Annotated in this window: 9 protein-coding genes; 3 read left to right on the top strand and 6 right to left on the bottom strand. The window is 38.5% G+C overall.

From position 1 onward, the window contains the following. Positions 1–2: 2 nt before the first annotated feature. From argS to speB, 4 genes are all read right to left on the bottom strand, one after another. Positions 3–1,670, bottom strand: a complete 1,668-nt coding sequence (gene argS, locus TY13_RS01495; protein ID WP_042470752.1) for an arginine--tRNA ligase — start codon at positions 1,668–1,670, stop codon at positions 3–5. Continuing rightward, positions 1,670–2,104 carry a DUF1934 domain-containing protein gene (locus TY13_RS01490; RefSeq protein ID WP_042470750.1) on the bottom strand — a complete coding sequence of 145 codons (435 nt, stop codon included), beginning with the start codon at positions 2,102–2,104 and terminating at the stop codon, positions 1,670–1,672. Before TY13_RS01490 ends, argS begins: the two co-directional genes overlap by 1 nt. 155 nt (positions 2,105–2,259) lie before the next feature. Continuing rightward, positions 2,260–2,817, bottom strand: a complete 558-nt coding sequence (locus tag TY13_RS19640) for a cupin domain-containing protein (protein ID WP_052344198.1) — start codon at positions 2,815–2,817, stop codon at positions 2,260–2,262. Positions 2,818–3,662: 845 nt separating this feature from the next. Continuing rightward, the gene (gene speB, locus TY13_RS01480; protein ID WP_042470747.1) at positions 3,663–4,535 is read right to left on the bottom strand and encodes an agmatinase; all 873 of its coding nucleotides are present in this window, start codon (positions 4,533–4,535) and stop codon (positions 3,663–3,665) included. A 248-nt stretch (positions 4,536–4,783) separates the two neighbouring features. Between speB and TY13_RS01475 the strand changes: the two genes are divergently transcribed. Next, positions 4,784–6,835, top strand: a complete 2,052-nt coding sequence (locus TY13_RS01475; RefSeq protein ID WP_042470745.1) for a transglycosylase domain-containing protein — start codon at positions 4,784–4,786, stop codon at positions 6,833–6,835. A 585-nt stretch (positions 6,836–7,420) separates the two neighbouring features. Here TY13_RS01475 and TY13_RS01470 read toward each other — a convergent pair. Beyond that, positions 7,421–7,933 carry a YwhD family protein gene (locus tag TY13_RS01470; RefSeq protein ID WP_042470742.1) on the bottom strand — a complete coding sequence of 171 codons (513 nt, stop codon included), beginning with the start codon at positions 7,931–7,933 and terminating at the stop codon, positions 7,421–7,423. Between the two features lie 66 nt (positions 7,934–7,999). On the opposite strand from TY13_RS01470, the gene TY13_RS01465 reads away from it, so the two are divergent. Both TY13_RS01465 and TY13_RS01460 read left to right on the top strand, forming a co-directional pair. Continuing rightward, on the top strand, positions 8,000–8,185 hold the full coding sequence (locus TY13_RS01465) for a 2-hydroxymuconate tautomerase (protein WP_042470740.1): 186 nt from the start codon (positions 8,000–8,002) through the stop codon (positions 8,183–8,185). Positions 8,186–8,340: 155 nt separating this feature from the next. Then, positions 8,341–9,024 (top strand): class A sortase, encoded by a 684-nt coding sequence (locus TY13_RS01460; RefSeq protein ID WP_042470738.1) that lies wholly within the window; start codon positions 8,341–8,343, stop codon positions 9,022–9,024. A gap of 65 nt (positions 9,025–9,089) precedes the next feature. On the opposite strand, the gene TY13_RS01455 is transcribed toward TY13_RS01460, so the two are convergent. Beyond that, positions 9,090–14,759 carry a collagen binding domain-containing protein gene (locus TY13_RS01455; protein ID WP_042470736.1) on the bottom strand — a complete coding sequence of 1,890 codons (5,670 nt, stop codon included), beginning with the start codon at positions 14,757–14,759 and terminating at the stop codon, positions 9,090–9,092. Positions 14,760–14,845: the final 86 nt, after the last annotated feature.

Genomic DNA, 14,845 nt, shown 5'->3' with positions numbered 1-14,845 from the left:
AATTACATTCTCTCTGGTGCGCTTACACCGATTAATTTTAAAGCATTCGCTAACGTGATACGTACAGATGTAATTAATGCTAGACGTGCTGCTGTTAATTGCTTGTCGTCTACGTTTATTACTTTTTCTGCATTGTAGAAGCTATGGAATACTGCTGCTAGCTCTTGGATGTAGTTCGCAATACGGTGCGGTGTACGGTGTTTCGCTGCATCCGCTACTACTTGTGGGAATGCGCCTATTTTTTTCAGTACATCTACTTCTTTTTCAGCCGTTAATAGCTGTAAATTATCCAAGCTTGCTTGTAAATCTTGTTCGTTCGCTTGGCGTAAAATCGAGCAAATACGCGCATGTGCATATTGTGCATAGTATACCGGATTTTCATTTGATTGCGACACAGCTAAATCAAGGTCAAAGTCCATATGTGAATCGCCCGCTGTTTTCACAAAGAAGTAACGCACTGCATCTAAGCCTACCTCTTCTACTAGCTCACGCATTGTTACCGCGTTACCAGTACGCTTTGACATTTTGAATTTCTCACCGTTTTTATAAAGCTGTACCATTTGAATAACTTCTACTTCTAACGTATCGCGCCCGTAGCCAAGCGCCTCGATTGCCGCTTTCATACGTGGAATATAGCCATGATGGTCAGCGCCCCAAATGTTAATAAGCTTATTAAAGCCACGCACAATTTTATCCTCATGGTAAGCAATATCTGGCGTTAAATAAGTAAATGATCCATCATTTTTAATTAATACACGATCTTTATCATCGCCAAATGTTGTTGAACGGAACCAAGTTGCCCCTTCTTCTTCAAAAACATGACCATTAGCACGTAATTTATCTAATGCTACTTCGATTTTACCGTTTTCATATAATGATGTTTCTGAGTACCATACATCAAATTCAACACGGAAGTTTTTCAAGTCGTTTTGTAATTTTTCAAGCTCTAGCTTTAAGCCATGCTCACGGAAAAATTTGAAGCGCTCTTCATCTGATTTTTCTAAAATGCTTGTACCATATGTTTTTGCTAATTTATCCGCGATGCCAATAATATCTGGACCGTGGTAGCCATCCTCTGGCATTTCTGCTTCCATACCTAATGCCTGCTTGTAGCGAGCTTCTAATGAGTAAGCTAAATTGTTAATTTGATTCCCAGCATCATTAATATAATATTCACGTGATACTGTATAGCCTGCAAAATCTAATACATTACATAATGAATCTCCCACGGAAGCACCTCGAGCATGACCTAAGTGTAAGTCACCTGTTGGGTTCGCTGATACAAACTCGACCTGTATTTTTTCTCCTGCGCCTGAAGTCCCTCGTCCATATGCCTCTTCTTGCTCAAATACTGCTTTAACAACGCCTGTTAACAGATCCTTACGTACTGTAATGTTAATGAAGCCTGGTCCTGCAATATCAATTTTTTCAATATTGCCTTCAGCTAAATCAATATTTTCAATAATTGCCTCTGCAATTGCACGCGGTGGCTTTTTCGCTAGCTTCGTTAGCTGCATCGCAATATTCGTTGCAAAGTCTCCATTGGCCTTGTCCTTTGGCGTTTCTAAATGAATTTTTAACTCCGTACCCTCTTCAACCAATTGTGCTTTTGCAACTGCATTTGCTAAAGCTGTTTTAATAGATTGTTGTAATTGCTCAACAGCGTTCATTATTGTACCTCCGTATAGTGAATTTCTAATTTATAATTGCCAGCTACTGCACCACCTACAACTAAATCGTAATGTGCAATAAATCGGCCTTGAATATTACCCTCATTTTGCTCAAATGCTAAGGCATGTGTTTTTGTTACGAGCGGCAATGTGCCGTAGACACTTTCATAATGCCCATTTTCCTTCTGTTCAATATTAAGCGGTAAGCGCATATTGACATCGCCTCCACGTAAAATAAAGGCCTGTCCATTGGCTAGTTTTACCGTTGTTCGAATACGTGCCTCTTCTTGCACTTCCTCATAGCGCAAGTAGTAACTACCTGCTTTTTCTACATAGGAGCCTTGTAGCCATATTTCATACGTTTCGAGGTCACCGTCTGTCGGGATAATGGATGACACAAGCTTAATTTTCACCTTTTTTCCTACATCCTGCATGCGCGGTACACTCCTTTTTATCAATGACTATAACCTTACTATTATAGGATGGTTTTCATCGTTTAGGCAAGAAGAAAAGAAGGTGTAGAGTAGGCACTATCCTCTGCCTACCCCACACCTTCCATGCAATATTTCTGAAAAGCTATTCGATTTAATCAAATGCGTATTTTTTTACCTGTATACTTTTCTAACGGTTTATACACGTTAAATAGCTTTCCGACACTTACTAAAATGCTAAACAAACCTCTTTGCATACGCAGCGACTTCCCTGTTATTAACGTGTTTTGCAGCTTTAAAATTAAAATAAGATGAAAAATATTTTTCGGTACACCTTGTTCATTCGTAAGCCCATCATCCATTAATCCATAATGGATACGAACCGATTCTTCAAACTGTGATGGTGGTGTTAGTTTTACACGAAAACACACACCTTCATCGTGGCGATTATTAAATGTATGTGGTATGTCCTGTTCAGCGATTATTGACTGACCAGCGGATAAAGTGTAATCCTGCTCTCCAACTGTAACTGTTAATATTCCCTCTAAAATCGTAAATTCTTCAATAAACTCATCATGACAATGTAAGGGCGGCCCTTCTCCATTTGGAGGCAATGTCACCTCAATTAATAAGTGGTGTCCATTCGTCTCCTTTGCTGTTTCTATAAAGGTAATTTGCTCACCTGTATATTTGTGTTGTACCGTTGCTGCTAGCATTTCTTTCACTCTCCTAATACTTCATGTCGGTTCATTATAAAATGCTAAGGTTAAAAATTGTTATTTCATATCGGATGGGGACGAAAAAGAAAACAGCAATTTAACTATCTCCTCTAATAGCTATAGATACTTCATTAATACTGTACAATGCCAGCATCCAGACTGTCTTTTTAATAACCCATCATTATAAGGATGTTGCTGAAGCGTTAATCTATATTCTATAGAAGTAATATGTTCACAATTTATAAACCTTCTTTTAGATACAATGGATATTTTGAAAAAAGCCCTTCTTGTATAGTTTATTTTTCCTGATTCGGATGTCTTTTTGTCTATGAATAACCCTGTCTAATACTACATACACTATGAAAGCCTTGACGATTTCAATTGTTGGGGTTAAGATAGCAGTAGCAAGATTCTTTGTCGTGAGAATCTAGGCATGTAGTGCAGCGTCCGAGTGGTTCTCGGGCGTTTTTTTATGTCTAAAAAGAAAACACCACCCAGTAAAAATACTGAATGTTGCTTCCTGTTACAGCATCATCCGAAAGAAACGATAGACGGTATCTATCACACGGAATACATCCGTTACGTATCGAAAGATGGTTAGCCTTTCTTTACGCTGTTTTCTTTCTTTTAGCTTTGTTCTTCTTTGTCGTGATGATTTTGGCAAATAGTGCACCTCCTTTCAAGAAAAAAGGAAGTGAGCTAGATGCTGCGTATTTATTGTAGCATGTGGATAGGACTCGTCAAGGTTGCCTTAATAGCAGTCTTTGAATTTTAATATCCCTGGCTAGCTCTTAACTAAACCCCACTCAAACCGCTTCATATCAACGTTTATAAAGCCTCTGTTATTTCACCCAGCCAAGAATCATTTCACGAATAATCTTCGCTGCTGTGTTTGCTGTCATTTCAGATACATCATAAATTGGTGCTACTTCTACTAAATCGAAACCAACAACGTTAACACCACTGCTGGCAATTGCATGAATGGAAGCAAGTAATTCCTTCGGTGTAATACCGCCACAATCTACAGTGCCTGTGCCTGGTGCATGTCCTGGGTCAAGTACGTCGATATCGATTGTTACATAAACATTGCGACCAGCAAGAGTTGGCAACACTTCTTTTAATGGCTCCAGTACTTCAAATTTTGAAATGTGCATACCATTTTCCTTTGCCCAAATAAATTCTTCCTTTAGGCCAGAGCGAATGCCGAATGAGTATACATTATGCGGTCCAATATGCTCAGCAATTTTACGGATAGGAGTAGCGTGTGAATACGGCTCCCCCTCGTAATCAGTTCGTAAATCTGTGTGAGCATCAAAGTGAATTACTGCCAAATCCTCGTATTTTTCATATACCGCTTCCATAACAGGTAGGGACACTAAATGCTCTCCACCCATACCAATTGGTACTTTGCCATCTGCTAATAGTTGGCGCACAAAAGCTTTAATTTCCTCTAGCGATTTTTTCGGGTTACCGAATGGTAATGGAATATCTCCTGCATCGAAAAATTTCACTTCTTCTAATTCACGATCTAAATAAGGGCTATATTCCTCTAATCCAATCGATACTTCACGAATGCGCGTTGGGCCAAAGCGAGAGCCTGGACGATAGCTTACTGTCCAATCCATTGGCATGCCATATAAAACAGCCTTTGATTCTTCGTAATTTGGATGACTTTTAATAAATACGTTACCTGAATATGTTTCATCGAATCTCATATTGTCGTTCACCTGCTTCTTATTATTCGGTTCTCAACGATGCATCTCGTTAATGCCATATTTATTGTATTTTATTCTGACTATTATGCGCAAGTAGCCTAATACGAAACCTTTATTCGACATTATTCGTATACATATACACAAGCTCAAAGATTTTTTTGATGCTTGTATGAAAATTAAGTGTCTAGACACATACTATACATAACACAAAATATGTGCCTAGCACTCGAACAACGAGGTGATTGTTAATGAAACGACAACATTATATTCGCCAAAAAAAACGTAAGCGCCTTGCTAAAAGACTTGCCTTATTTACAGTTGCAATACTCAGCGCTGTCGCTGTGTCGTTACTATCACTTCGCATATATGCACAAATTGCAGGAGCGCCGACACTGACAGTACCTAAGGCAACAGTTTTTTTAGATCAGCATGATAATCAAATTGGAGATTACTTTCAATCAGAGCGTCGCTATTGGCTAGAGCTAGATAAAATGTCACCATATTTAGCGGAGGCTACTGTTGCTATTGAGGATAAAGATTTTTATAAACATGGCGGATTTGACTACTCCCGTATCGCAGGTGCTGTGCTTGCCGATATTAAAGCGGGTCGTAAAGTACAAGGAGCAAGCACATTAACACAACAATACGCCCGAAATTTATATTTATCTCATGAAAAATCATGGACACGTAAAATAAACGAAGCATTATATGCTTATCGTTTGGAAATCTTTTATTCAAAGGATGAAATTTTAGAAGGCTATTTAAATACTGTCTACTATGGACATGGCATGTATGGCGCTGAAGCAGCGAGTCGTTATTATTTCGGTAAGTCAGCAAGTGATCTCACTTTGGCAGAAGCAGCGATGCTTGCAGGTATCCCTAAAGGTCCAACATATTATTCTCCGATTGCCAATTTAGAAAAGGCGACGAATCGTCAAAAGCTTATTTTAAGCTTAATGGAGCAGCAGGAGAAGATTACCGCTAACGAGAAAGCTCATGCTGAAAAAGAGGAACTTGTTTATAAAAATAGTGAATGGGTCGCAAATAAATCCATTGCTCCCTACTTCCTAGATGTAGTATGGACAGAAGCCAGCGAAATATTAGAGTCTAAAAATATGAATATTAGTGAAGGTGGCTGGACAATTAAAACGACATTAAATCAAGCACACCAAAAAGCAGCTGAGCAGGCGGTTCAAAAGAATATGCCTAATACCGATTTGCAGGTTGGCCTCGTGAGCATGGATGTCAAAACAGGTTTTGTAACCGCACTAGTTGGCGGACGCGATTATAGTAAAAGCTCCTTTAACCGCGTTACACTTGCTGAAAGACAACCTGGATCATCCATTAAACCAATCCTATACGCAGCCGCATTAGAAAATGGCTTTACGCCGCTAACTTTCTTAAATGTAGGTGAAACTATATTCACTTACGATAATGGGCGTGCTACGTATAAGCCACAAAATGTTAACGGACAGTTTGCTGCAAAGGATATGTCTCTTGCACAGGCGATGGCCATTTCTGACAATATTTATGCTGTAAAAACATTAGAGCAAGTTGGCTATACAGCCTTTCGTGAAATGTTACAACGCTTTGATTTAAATTATACCGAAAAGGACAACCCTTCTATTGCACTTGGGACTATCGAAACATCATTATATGATTTAACGAATGCCTATAACACAATTGCCGCTGAAGGTGAAAAACGCAACGCAACCACAATTTTATCGATTACAAATGCCCAAGGAGATGTCGTCTATAAATATACGGCTCCTGAGACAAAACAGGTTTTATCTAAACAGGATGCTTACTTACTGACAGATATGATGACAGGCATATTCGATCCAATATATAGCGATTACTCACCTGCAACGGGTGTTGCCATTCGTGGACGTATGACTCATACGTATGCCGCTAAATCTGGCACAACAATTAGTGACCAATGGTTAGTTGGCTACACTCCAAGTATTACAGCAGGTGTTTGGAATGGCTATGACCAGGGCAAAACTTTATCTGTTCAAGAAGATATGGCCGCAACAAAGCAAGTGTGGATTGATTTTATGGAAGCAATTCATAACGGTAAAGCGAATGAAGTATTCCCAGTACCTGATGGGGTTCAAGGCGTTGTTGTTGATATTGAAACAGGCAAGCTTGGGATGGATGCATGTCCAAAGCAACGACTTGTTTACCTTAAGGAGTCAGATGTACCAACTGAAAAGTGTCGTTCCTTTGAAATCTTTGAACCAGATACGTGGGGGAACTGGCTTGACTTTGAAGTATTACGCAACTTTTGGCGAAACTAATGCGTCTTAATAAATAGAACCGAAATCAAAAAAGCTCTTTCTTCCCCGGAATTACGGTTTCCGTGGGAAGAAAGAGCCTTCTTTTATGGCAAACGAAAGCATGAGAATCATGGGGCATTCGGCTTGGGTTGGTTCAAATGCCGCATAGCTCTCATAGCTTGTCCATTTACCAAGTGTCCTAGCTCACTAGCTGCAAGCCTTATATACAAGTGTACTTTTTTTCATGAGCACTTTCAACCACCTTATGCACAATGAAGGCAATTGTCACATTTTGTTCATCTATTTTTCAGCAATATGCCAAAAAAAGATTGACTGTAACTCAATTGGTGATTGAAAGGGCTAATTTATATTTAAGCTTTTGTATTTGGTGCTTTTTGAAAGTATCAGCGAGTTTTCTTAGATTATCTGAGTTTCATCATAACTTGTCTGCCAATTTCCTAAGTTATCTGCGCTTTCTCATGACTTATCTGCGAAATTCTCAAGTTATCTGCGTTTTCCTCTAACCTCTCTGCAAATCCCTCAGCTCATCGACATTTCCCTCTTGAGTATCATGAATTTCTTAATTAATATGCTAATCGCCTTAAATTAGGCTAAATCATTGTGAAGCTTCACATCGCTGCGTTGCCATAGTTCGCTATTATGCTGTTGTAAAAAATCAGCAAGTACTTTTTTCGATACATCATCCATATGATCTACGATTATATGACGCTTCATGGATTTATCCATTTTATTAACATGATCAGCTAAAATTTTATAACCTCTGCGCTTTTCGCGATTCACAACCATTTCACATGCCGTTACGCCCGCGTAGTAAGGACCATCCTCTTTATGATCAATCGTTACCCAGACGAGCCAGTAATTTTTACCACCTGCTGAATCCTCACGATTTACTGTAAATTTAATGCCTCGCTCCACATCGCTTTTTGCATGCATTGCGCCAATATCAACAATGGCTGTTTGCTCTTCAACATCTATAATAACAGGGGAAACGTTTTCCAATGTCAAAGAACCGATTCCGAATCCTTTATGTCCATCAGTTGGGTCATTTTTTATAATGGTAAAGCCCATTTTTTGTTTTGGTTTTTCTTCATTAAACATCTCATATACCTCCAATTGTGCTATTATTAATAATATACACTAAATTACATAGAGGGGGGCAATATTATGCCAATCATCACAATTAAAATGATTGAAGGTCGCACAGATGAGCAAAAGCGCGCGTTAGTGCAAGAAGTAACTGAAGCTGTTTCAAAAACAGTGAATGCTCCAAAAGAAAACATTTCAATTATTATCGAAGAAATGTCACCAAATCATTACGCTAAAGCAGGCGTACTGCATATGGATAAATAATCAAGATAAAGGCTGTCTAGAAATGGTGCATGAATCCACGTTTTAGACAGCATTTGCTATTTTAACGCAGTGTTTTGGGGCTTATCCCAATAAACATCAGGTATCCCCCTCTATATTTAAGCACTCTTTTGTATAAGGTTGGTGTTATATTAATCATGAAAAAACTACGCTCGACTTTAAATATCTTGGCAATTATTGCGTTGTTTGCAGTTGGCCTTACCCTTATTTTTATTAAACCAATTCAAGCATTTTTAGTACAACGTTTAAGCGAGGAACTTGTAACTGTTTCAACATCTTCAGAAGCAATTGAATTTAACGATGCGCTAGAAGCAGACTTTGACTTTGAAGAGGTACAATCTTTATCAATTTGGGAAGTGTTACAAGCACAAGCAAACCGCAAAGACCTCCCTGTCATTGGTAGCATTGGCATTCCAAAGGTGAATATGCAACTCCCTATTTTAAAAGGAGTAGGTAAAAACGCATTAGCAGTCGGTGCTGGTACGATGAAGCCGGAACAAGTAATGGGGCAAGGCAACTATGCTTTAGCTGCCCATTATTTTGAGGACCGCGATATTTTATTCGGGCCACTCTATCGCACTGAAATCGGTGATGCTATTTATTTAACAGACGCTAATGCCATTTACGAATACCACATTACAAAGATTGAAGTAGTGGAAGCAACTGCTGTGCATGTTATTGAGGATATAGCAGACGAAACGCTATTAACATTAATCACCTGTGCTGATGAAGGCGTGCGTAGGCTTCTTGTGCAGGCAAGCTTTGTAAAGCAATATGATTTAAGTGCACCACCAGAAGCGCTAACTAAAATCGCTAGTTAGATTAAAATAGAGAAAACCCCTTAAGCAAATGGGTTATCCATTGCTTAAGGGGTTTCATTTTGTGATTATTTCTCTGATGTCATAAAACGACGACGTAATAATACGAAACCTAGTGCCATTAATACAAAGCCTACAACCATTGTAGTTGTTTGTTTTGCATCATTTGTTTGTGGCAGCTTGTTTTGATTATTATTTGCTGCTGCAAGTACATTCGCTGCTTTTTGCAATTCATTTAGAAGACTTCTTACTAAATCCATATTCACAAGCTCATCAATATACGCTTGCTCCTCTGGAGATAATGCTTCATATTGCTTAATAAATGCTTCTAAATCTTTAATTGTTTGTTGTAATTTCGTTGGATCTTTCGCTAATTCCTCAACAATTTTTGGAATGTTTGGTACGTCATAGCGTACTGGATCCTCTGAACCTGGTGCTGGTGGTACCGGAACAATACCTGGGATATTTGGAATCTTTTTAATTACTTCCTCTACCTTTGGAGAAGTTGGTTTTTCTGGCTTCTCAACTGGTGTTGTCGGTTTCCCTGGTTCTGGAGTTTCCTCACCTGGTGTTGTTGGCTTCTCTGGCTCTGGAGTTTCCTCGCCTGGTGTCGTTGGTTTCTCTGGCTCTGGAGTTTCTTCGCCTGGTGTCGTTGGCTTCTCTGGCTCTGGAGTTTCCTCACCTGGTGTTGTTGGTTTTTCTGGCTCCGGTTTTTCAGTTGGAGGTGTTGTCGGCTTCTCAGGAGTTTCTGTTCCTGGAGGTGTGCCTCCGTCTCCACCGCCACCTGGTGGATATACTGGTGGATTAGGCTTCACAACTGCTGCACAATCCTTCACAGTAATCGAGTTAATTTTTGTTGCACCTTCAAACACATCATATGTTCCTGGTTCAACTGTATAAGGAACTGTTGCCTTACCATCTGCGCCTGTTGTACCTGTTACAATTGTTTTACCCGTTGCGTCTTTCACAACAAATGAAACATTTGCACGTGGTGTACCATTTACATTTTGAATTTCTAATGTAAATAGTGGACAAGCGTTTTCAGGTACTTTCACAACTGCTCCACATACCTCATCAGTGTAGCTTACTTTAATGCTGCCTAATAACACATCAGCTTCATTGTAAACATCATACTCTTTGTCTTGCTCTAATTTTGCTTTGTCTGCAAATTTGATTTGACCATTTGCATCAGTCGTACCTGTTAATACAGTTACACCAGCTTTATCCTTAATTGTGATCTTCACATTAGCACCAACTGGCTGATTATCTTTATTGTTTATTGTTAATGTGAAGTCTGAGCAAGAATTTTTGATTACTGTGCCTTTACAATCGTCGGTATAAGTCACAGTTACTTCATCAATTCTCTCACCTTTTGAGTTGTCTGGATTTACTTCATAAACTACTACTTTTCCAGGTTGTTGTGTTGATGGTAATGTGATTTTGCCATCTCCATCTGTTGTATACTCTTTCTCAACACCATTTTCATCTTCTACAATTACTTTTGTATTAACCTTTGGTGTTGTACCATCTGGACCAATTACTGTAATCTCAAATTGCGTACATGCACGAGGTTTTTTCACTTCATCCTTACAATCTGTAGTATAAGTAACTGTGAAATCCTCTCCAAATGATACCGATTTCCCAGGTTCAATCTCATAGGATACAACTGTATATTCACCTGGCTCAATCGTATATCGCTTGCCGTTTTCATTCGTTGCAAATGTAATTTTACCATCTGTAACAACAGTTGCTTCAAATTGTTCATTTGTTGCTTTGTTTTCAATTACTACCTTAGTACCTGCTTTTAATGGTCCATCTTCATTTTCAATACTCAATGTAAATGCTGGACATGCTGGTAATGGTTGAACCTCTGCTTTACAATCTGCATTAGTCGTGAATTTACCTACCTCTTTACCGCCTACTTCAACAGTATACTCACCTGGCTCTAAGCCACCTGCTATAGTTCCATCTCCTAATGTGATTTCACCATTTACAGTTAATTCATCTGTAACTACTGATGTACCATCTACTTTTTTCACAGTTACTTTAGTTCCATCAGTTACTAACTTACCATCAATATCCTTCACCGTTAATGTGAATATTGGACATGTTGGCGCTTGAGTGATTACAAACTCATAACCACAAGCCTCTGTATAGGTTAATGTCACAGTACCTAAATATTGCTTGCCTTCGTAAACATCATATTGACCTGGTTTTACACCATTAACAGGGTCTTTACCATTTGAATCAAATACGAATTTACCATTTGCGTCAGGTGTTTGCTTCACTTCAATAGAACCTTGCTTTAATGTTAACTCTGTGATGTCTGTACGAATTTGTCCGTTTGCATCTTTAACAACAACTATGAAGTCATCACATGCTGGTGCTGGCTGCACAAAATCTTTACAATCTGTATCATACTTAACTACAACCTCACCCAGTATACCTTCTGTTGAATGTGTTACTTGATAAGTACCTGCTAGGAAATTCGCCGGTAATGTTACTTTCCCCGAATTTACATTATGAGTAGTTTCTGCGCTCGTTTGGATATTTTTCAGTACAACGTCACCAGTTGTAATTGGCTTGCCGTCAATGTTGAACACTTCGATCTCAAAAATTGTACAGCTTGGTCCTGGTACATCCGCTTCATTAACTACTTCATAATATTTCCCACCATTTGTAAGGAAGTTAGTTTCATTGAAAATGCGTATCTCTTGTGTATTTATTGGCTTATAGCCATCAACTGCAACTTCTTTTAATTTATAGTAACCATAGCGAAGTTGATCAAATTCTACGATTCCTTCTTCATTAGTTGTGCCTCGTTGAAGCTCAACTGTTCCAGCTCTGTTATATACAATAAACTCTACATTTGAAAGAACTTTACTTTCGCCTGTTACAGGGTTATAACCAATCTTCTTAATTTTCAGGTCACCCTTCGTTGCAGTAATCGCACCGCTAGAGTCGTTAAAGTTAAATTTAATATTTTCTTGATGTGCTTCATTTACAGCTTCATTTGTAGCTCCTGCATAGCTAATAGACGCCTTATTAGAGAATGTTTCGTCTGGACCACCTGTGAAGAATGTTGTATAACGTACTTCCCATCCTTTTTGATTTAAATCTAAATCAAGCGAGAAGCTGTTATTTTCTTCGTCAAATGTAGGCGTTATTTGCTCCCAATCTCCATAAGAGTGGATACCTTGCACGTTCATCTTAATTTCACGTACTTCAAATGTATCTTTTAAGATTAGTTGATTTGTAGACATTTTGTCTGTTAATGTTACTGGATTCCCTAACGTTGAATGGGATTCGTTAACTTTTACTGTCCACGTAATCGTTTCTTCATTTGAATTTTGACTAGGGCTATCTTTAGTAATTAATTTATTTGCGTGCTGCACAGTTGCAGTTGCTTCAAATGGGAACGTTTTATTATCAATGGTAGTGAATTCGGCAGTATTACCATAAGTACCTCCACCACTATGCCCGATAATCTCATCCTCATCCTCAGTTTGATATTCAACGATATAAGCATCAGTTGTATTTTCAGTAAATTTGAGAGTGAAACCTTTGTCTGTTTCATTAATAGTACGACCAGTTATTAATTCTTCAGCTTTTTGACCCTTTTCACTTACCGTTAAGTCTAATTTATAAACCTTAACACTACCAGATACTAACTTATGCCCTTCCAAAATTGTATCCTCTAAAATAGCACCATTAATTGGTTGTTTATTAATATTAACTGCTAGTTTCCAGTTGAATACTTGCTCTACATGATCAAATGAGCCTTCTTTATATCCATTTTTACCAGTTGGGCTGCTACCTGGATCATAATTTGCATTTTTAGTTAAGTGATAACTATCTGTGCTACCTTTCCAATCTAAGTCAGCCGTATTTCCATACACACCATACGTAGCACCATTTGCATCAATATCAAATTTGGTTTTGTACGTAATTGTGTACCTTCCTTGACTTAAATCACCTAGCGCTAACGTGAAGCTATCGATATAGCCTTTTCCATCTTTTACAATGTCTGTAGGATTTACTCCTGATGGGAGACCAGTAAAACTATCTTCTATCAAAGTTTGTCGCGTATAACCATCGATTTTAGTAATTGTATCTGTAATTACAACATCTTTCATCGGCTTTTCAGCATTGATTGTTAATGTCCATGTAATTTCCTTTTTATCATAGTTAATTCCACTACGATTTTTTGTGAAAATCCCTTCAGAAATTCTGAAGCCATCCGAAGATTCTTCAGCATCATATTTTGCGCTATTTGATACCGATTCACCTGGTCCAACATAAAACTCATCGTCAAGCTCTGTTTCATATTCAATAATGTAAGCTTCACCGTTTGGAGATTCTAGTTCTACTTCCAAAGTTTTACCGCCATTTGTAATAGCAATCGTCGGTTGTGGAGTAACTAGAGTCCCCTTTGTACCATTACCAGCTGTATCAACTGTTACATGGAAAATTTGAACGGTACCATCTTTAATTACATGTGGACCATTAATAGTATCCGTAATTTTTTTACTAGCAAACTTTGAACCAAAGTAGTTATATTGAATTTCCCACTTTGCATTGTATTTATCTTCTGTAATCGCTTCTTTCTTTAGCTTCGTACCGTAGATATGGTCTACTTTAATATTTCGCGTAGCCACATTTGACCCGTTATTTTTAAATGTTGCAGCGTTAGTGAATTCTTCTGTTTCTTTAGTAGCTTCACGTTCCACCTTGGTTGTATATGTTAATTTATACGCATAGTAACCATTGTCTAATACAATGTCTGATAGGCTACTTGCTGTTTTAGAATCATCAGAAGTATTTGAAAGACCATCTTTTAAAGTAAATGGATAACGTTCTATTGTTACGGCACCATCTAATACATGACCTTCACCAAGCGTATCTGTAATCGTAGCATTTTCTAACTCTTGGCCACTTTCATTTACCCAAACTTCCCAGTCAATAAAGCGCTCGCCATTTGTAATTCTAGGCGTACCTTTTTTCGTTAATGGCTGTTTATTTCCGTTAATTTGTGGTTTAAATTTAAATGGAATTTCAATAGAATCTTCACCAAGAATAGGGATTTCTAAAACTTGATCAAAACCTTCTTTAGCACCACTTTCGTCGAACCAAGCTTTGAAGTTTAACTTACCTTGGTACTCCTCTCCATCTAAAACTTCACCTTTAATTAGCGTTAGAGTTACTGTATTTCCTACTGTTGTATAGCTAAATTCAACATCGCCTTCCGCAAGTGAAACTGTACCACTTAGTGACTCAGGACTGAAGTTTAGTAATGCAGGTGGTAATTGGAATTTGAAATCCGAACCTACACCATAATCGCTTGTTCCACTAATGGCAAAATCATAGTTTAAATCTACAGCTTGCCCGATAGTTGGTTCAACACCTGCTGCCTCAGCAGCATTCGTAATTGTCTTTCCGCCTGTTATTAAGTTTACAAAAGTTAATGTTACATCACCATCCATTGAAGCTGCTGCAAATGGCCCTACATTCAATGGTGTTGCTTGCGGCACTGTCACATCGGCCGAATCAGGTGTTGTTGTAGTTTCATCTCCTGCTCCCAGCTCAGCTCCTCCACCTACTTCAGTATCATCCGATTCTTCCGTTGCTGGCGGCTGTTCAGGAATAGTTGTTTCATCCGCAAATACCGACAGTGGTCCGATAAACGTCTGGAACACTAATAGCATTGTCAGCATTGCAATATTAATCTTTTTCCTCATGTCTCTCTCCTTTTCTTAGGTTGAAGAGTTTGCCCCTATTTGTTTGCTGACGACATGTAACCACTGGCTACTACAAACTTTCGGCA

This window comes from Bacillus ndiopicus (assembly GCF_000612805.1).
Lineage (GTDB): Bacteria > Bacillota > Bacilli > Bacillales_A > Planococcaceae > Metasolibacillus > Metasolibacillus ndiopicus.
Note: the sequence above shows the minus strand (reverse complement) of the source record. Positions and strands in the feature narration are given on the sequence as shown.

Coding starts and splice junctions, on each gene's coding strand:
- TY13_RS19640 (WP_052344198.1), bottom strand. CDS start 2,817: ATGCTAGCAGCAACGGTACAACACAAATATACAGGTGAGCAAATTACC.
- speB (WP_042470747.1), bottom strand. CDS start 4,535: ATGAGATTCGATGAAACATATTCAGGTAACGTATTTATTAAAAGTCAT.
- argS (WP_042470752.1), bottom strand. CDS start 1,670: ATGAACGCTGTTGAGCAATTACAACAATCTATTAAAACAGCTTTAGCA.
- TY13_RS01455 (WP_042470736.1), bottom strand. CDS start 14,759: ATGAGGAAAAAGATTAATATTGCAATGCTGACAATGCTATTAGTGTTC.
- TY13_RS01490 (WP_042470750.1), bottom strand. CDS start 2,104: ATGCAGGATGTAGGAAAAAAGGTGAAAATTAAGCTTGTGTCATCCATT.
- TY13_RS01465 (WP_042470740.1), top strand. CDS start 8,000: ATGCCAATCATCACAATTAAAATGATTGAAGGTCGCACAGATGAGCAA.
- TY13_RS01475 (WP_042470745.1), top strand. CDS start 4,784: ATGAAACGACAACATTATATTCGCCAAAAAAAACGTAAGCGCCTTGCT.
- TY13_RS01470 (WP_042470742.1), bottom strand. CDS start 7,933: ATGTTTAATGAAGAAAAACCAAAACAAAAAATGGGCTTTACCATTATA.
- TY13_RS01460 (WP_042470738.1), top strand. CDS start 8,341: ATGAAAAAACTACGCTCGACTTTAAATATCTTGGCAATTATTGCGTTG.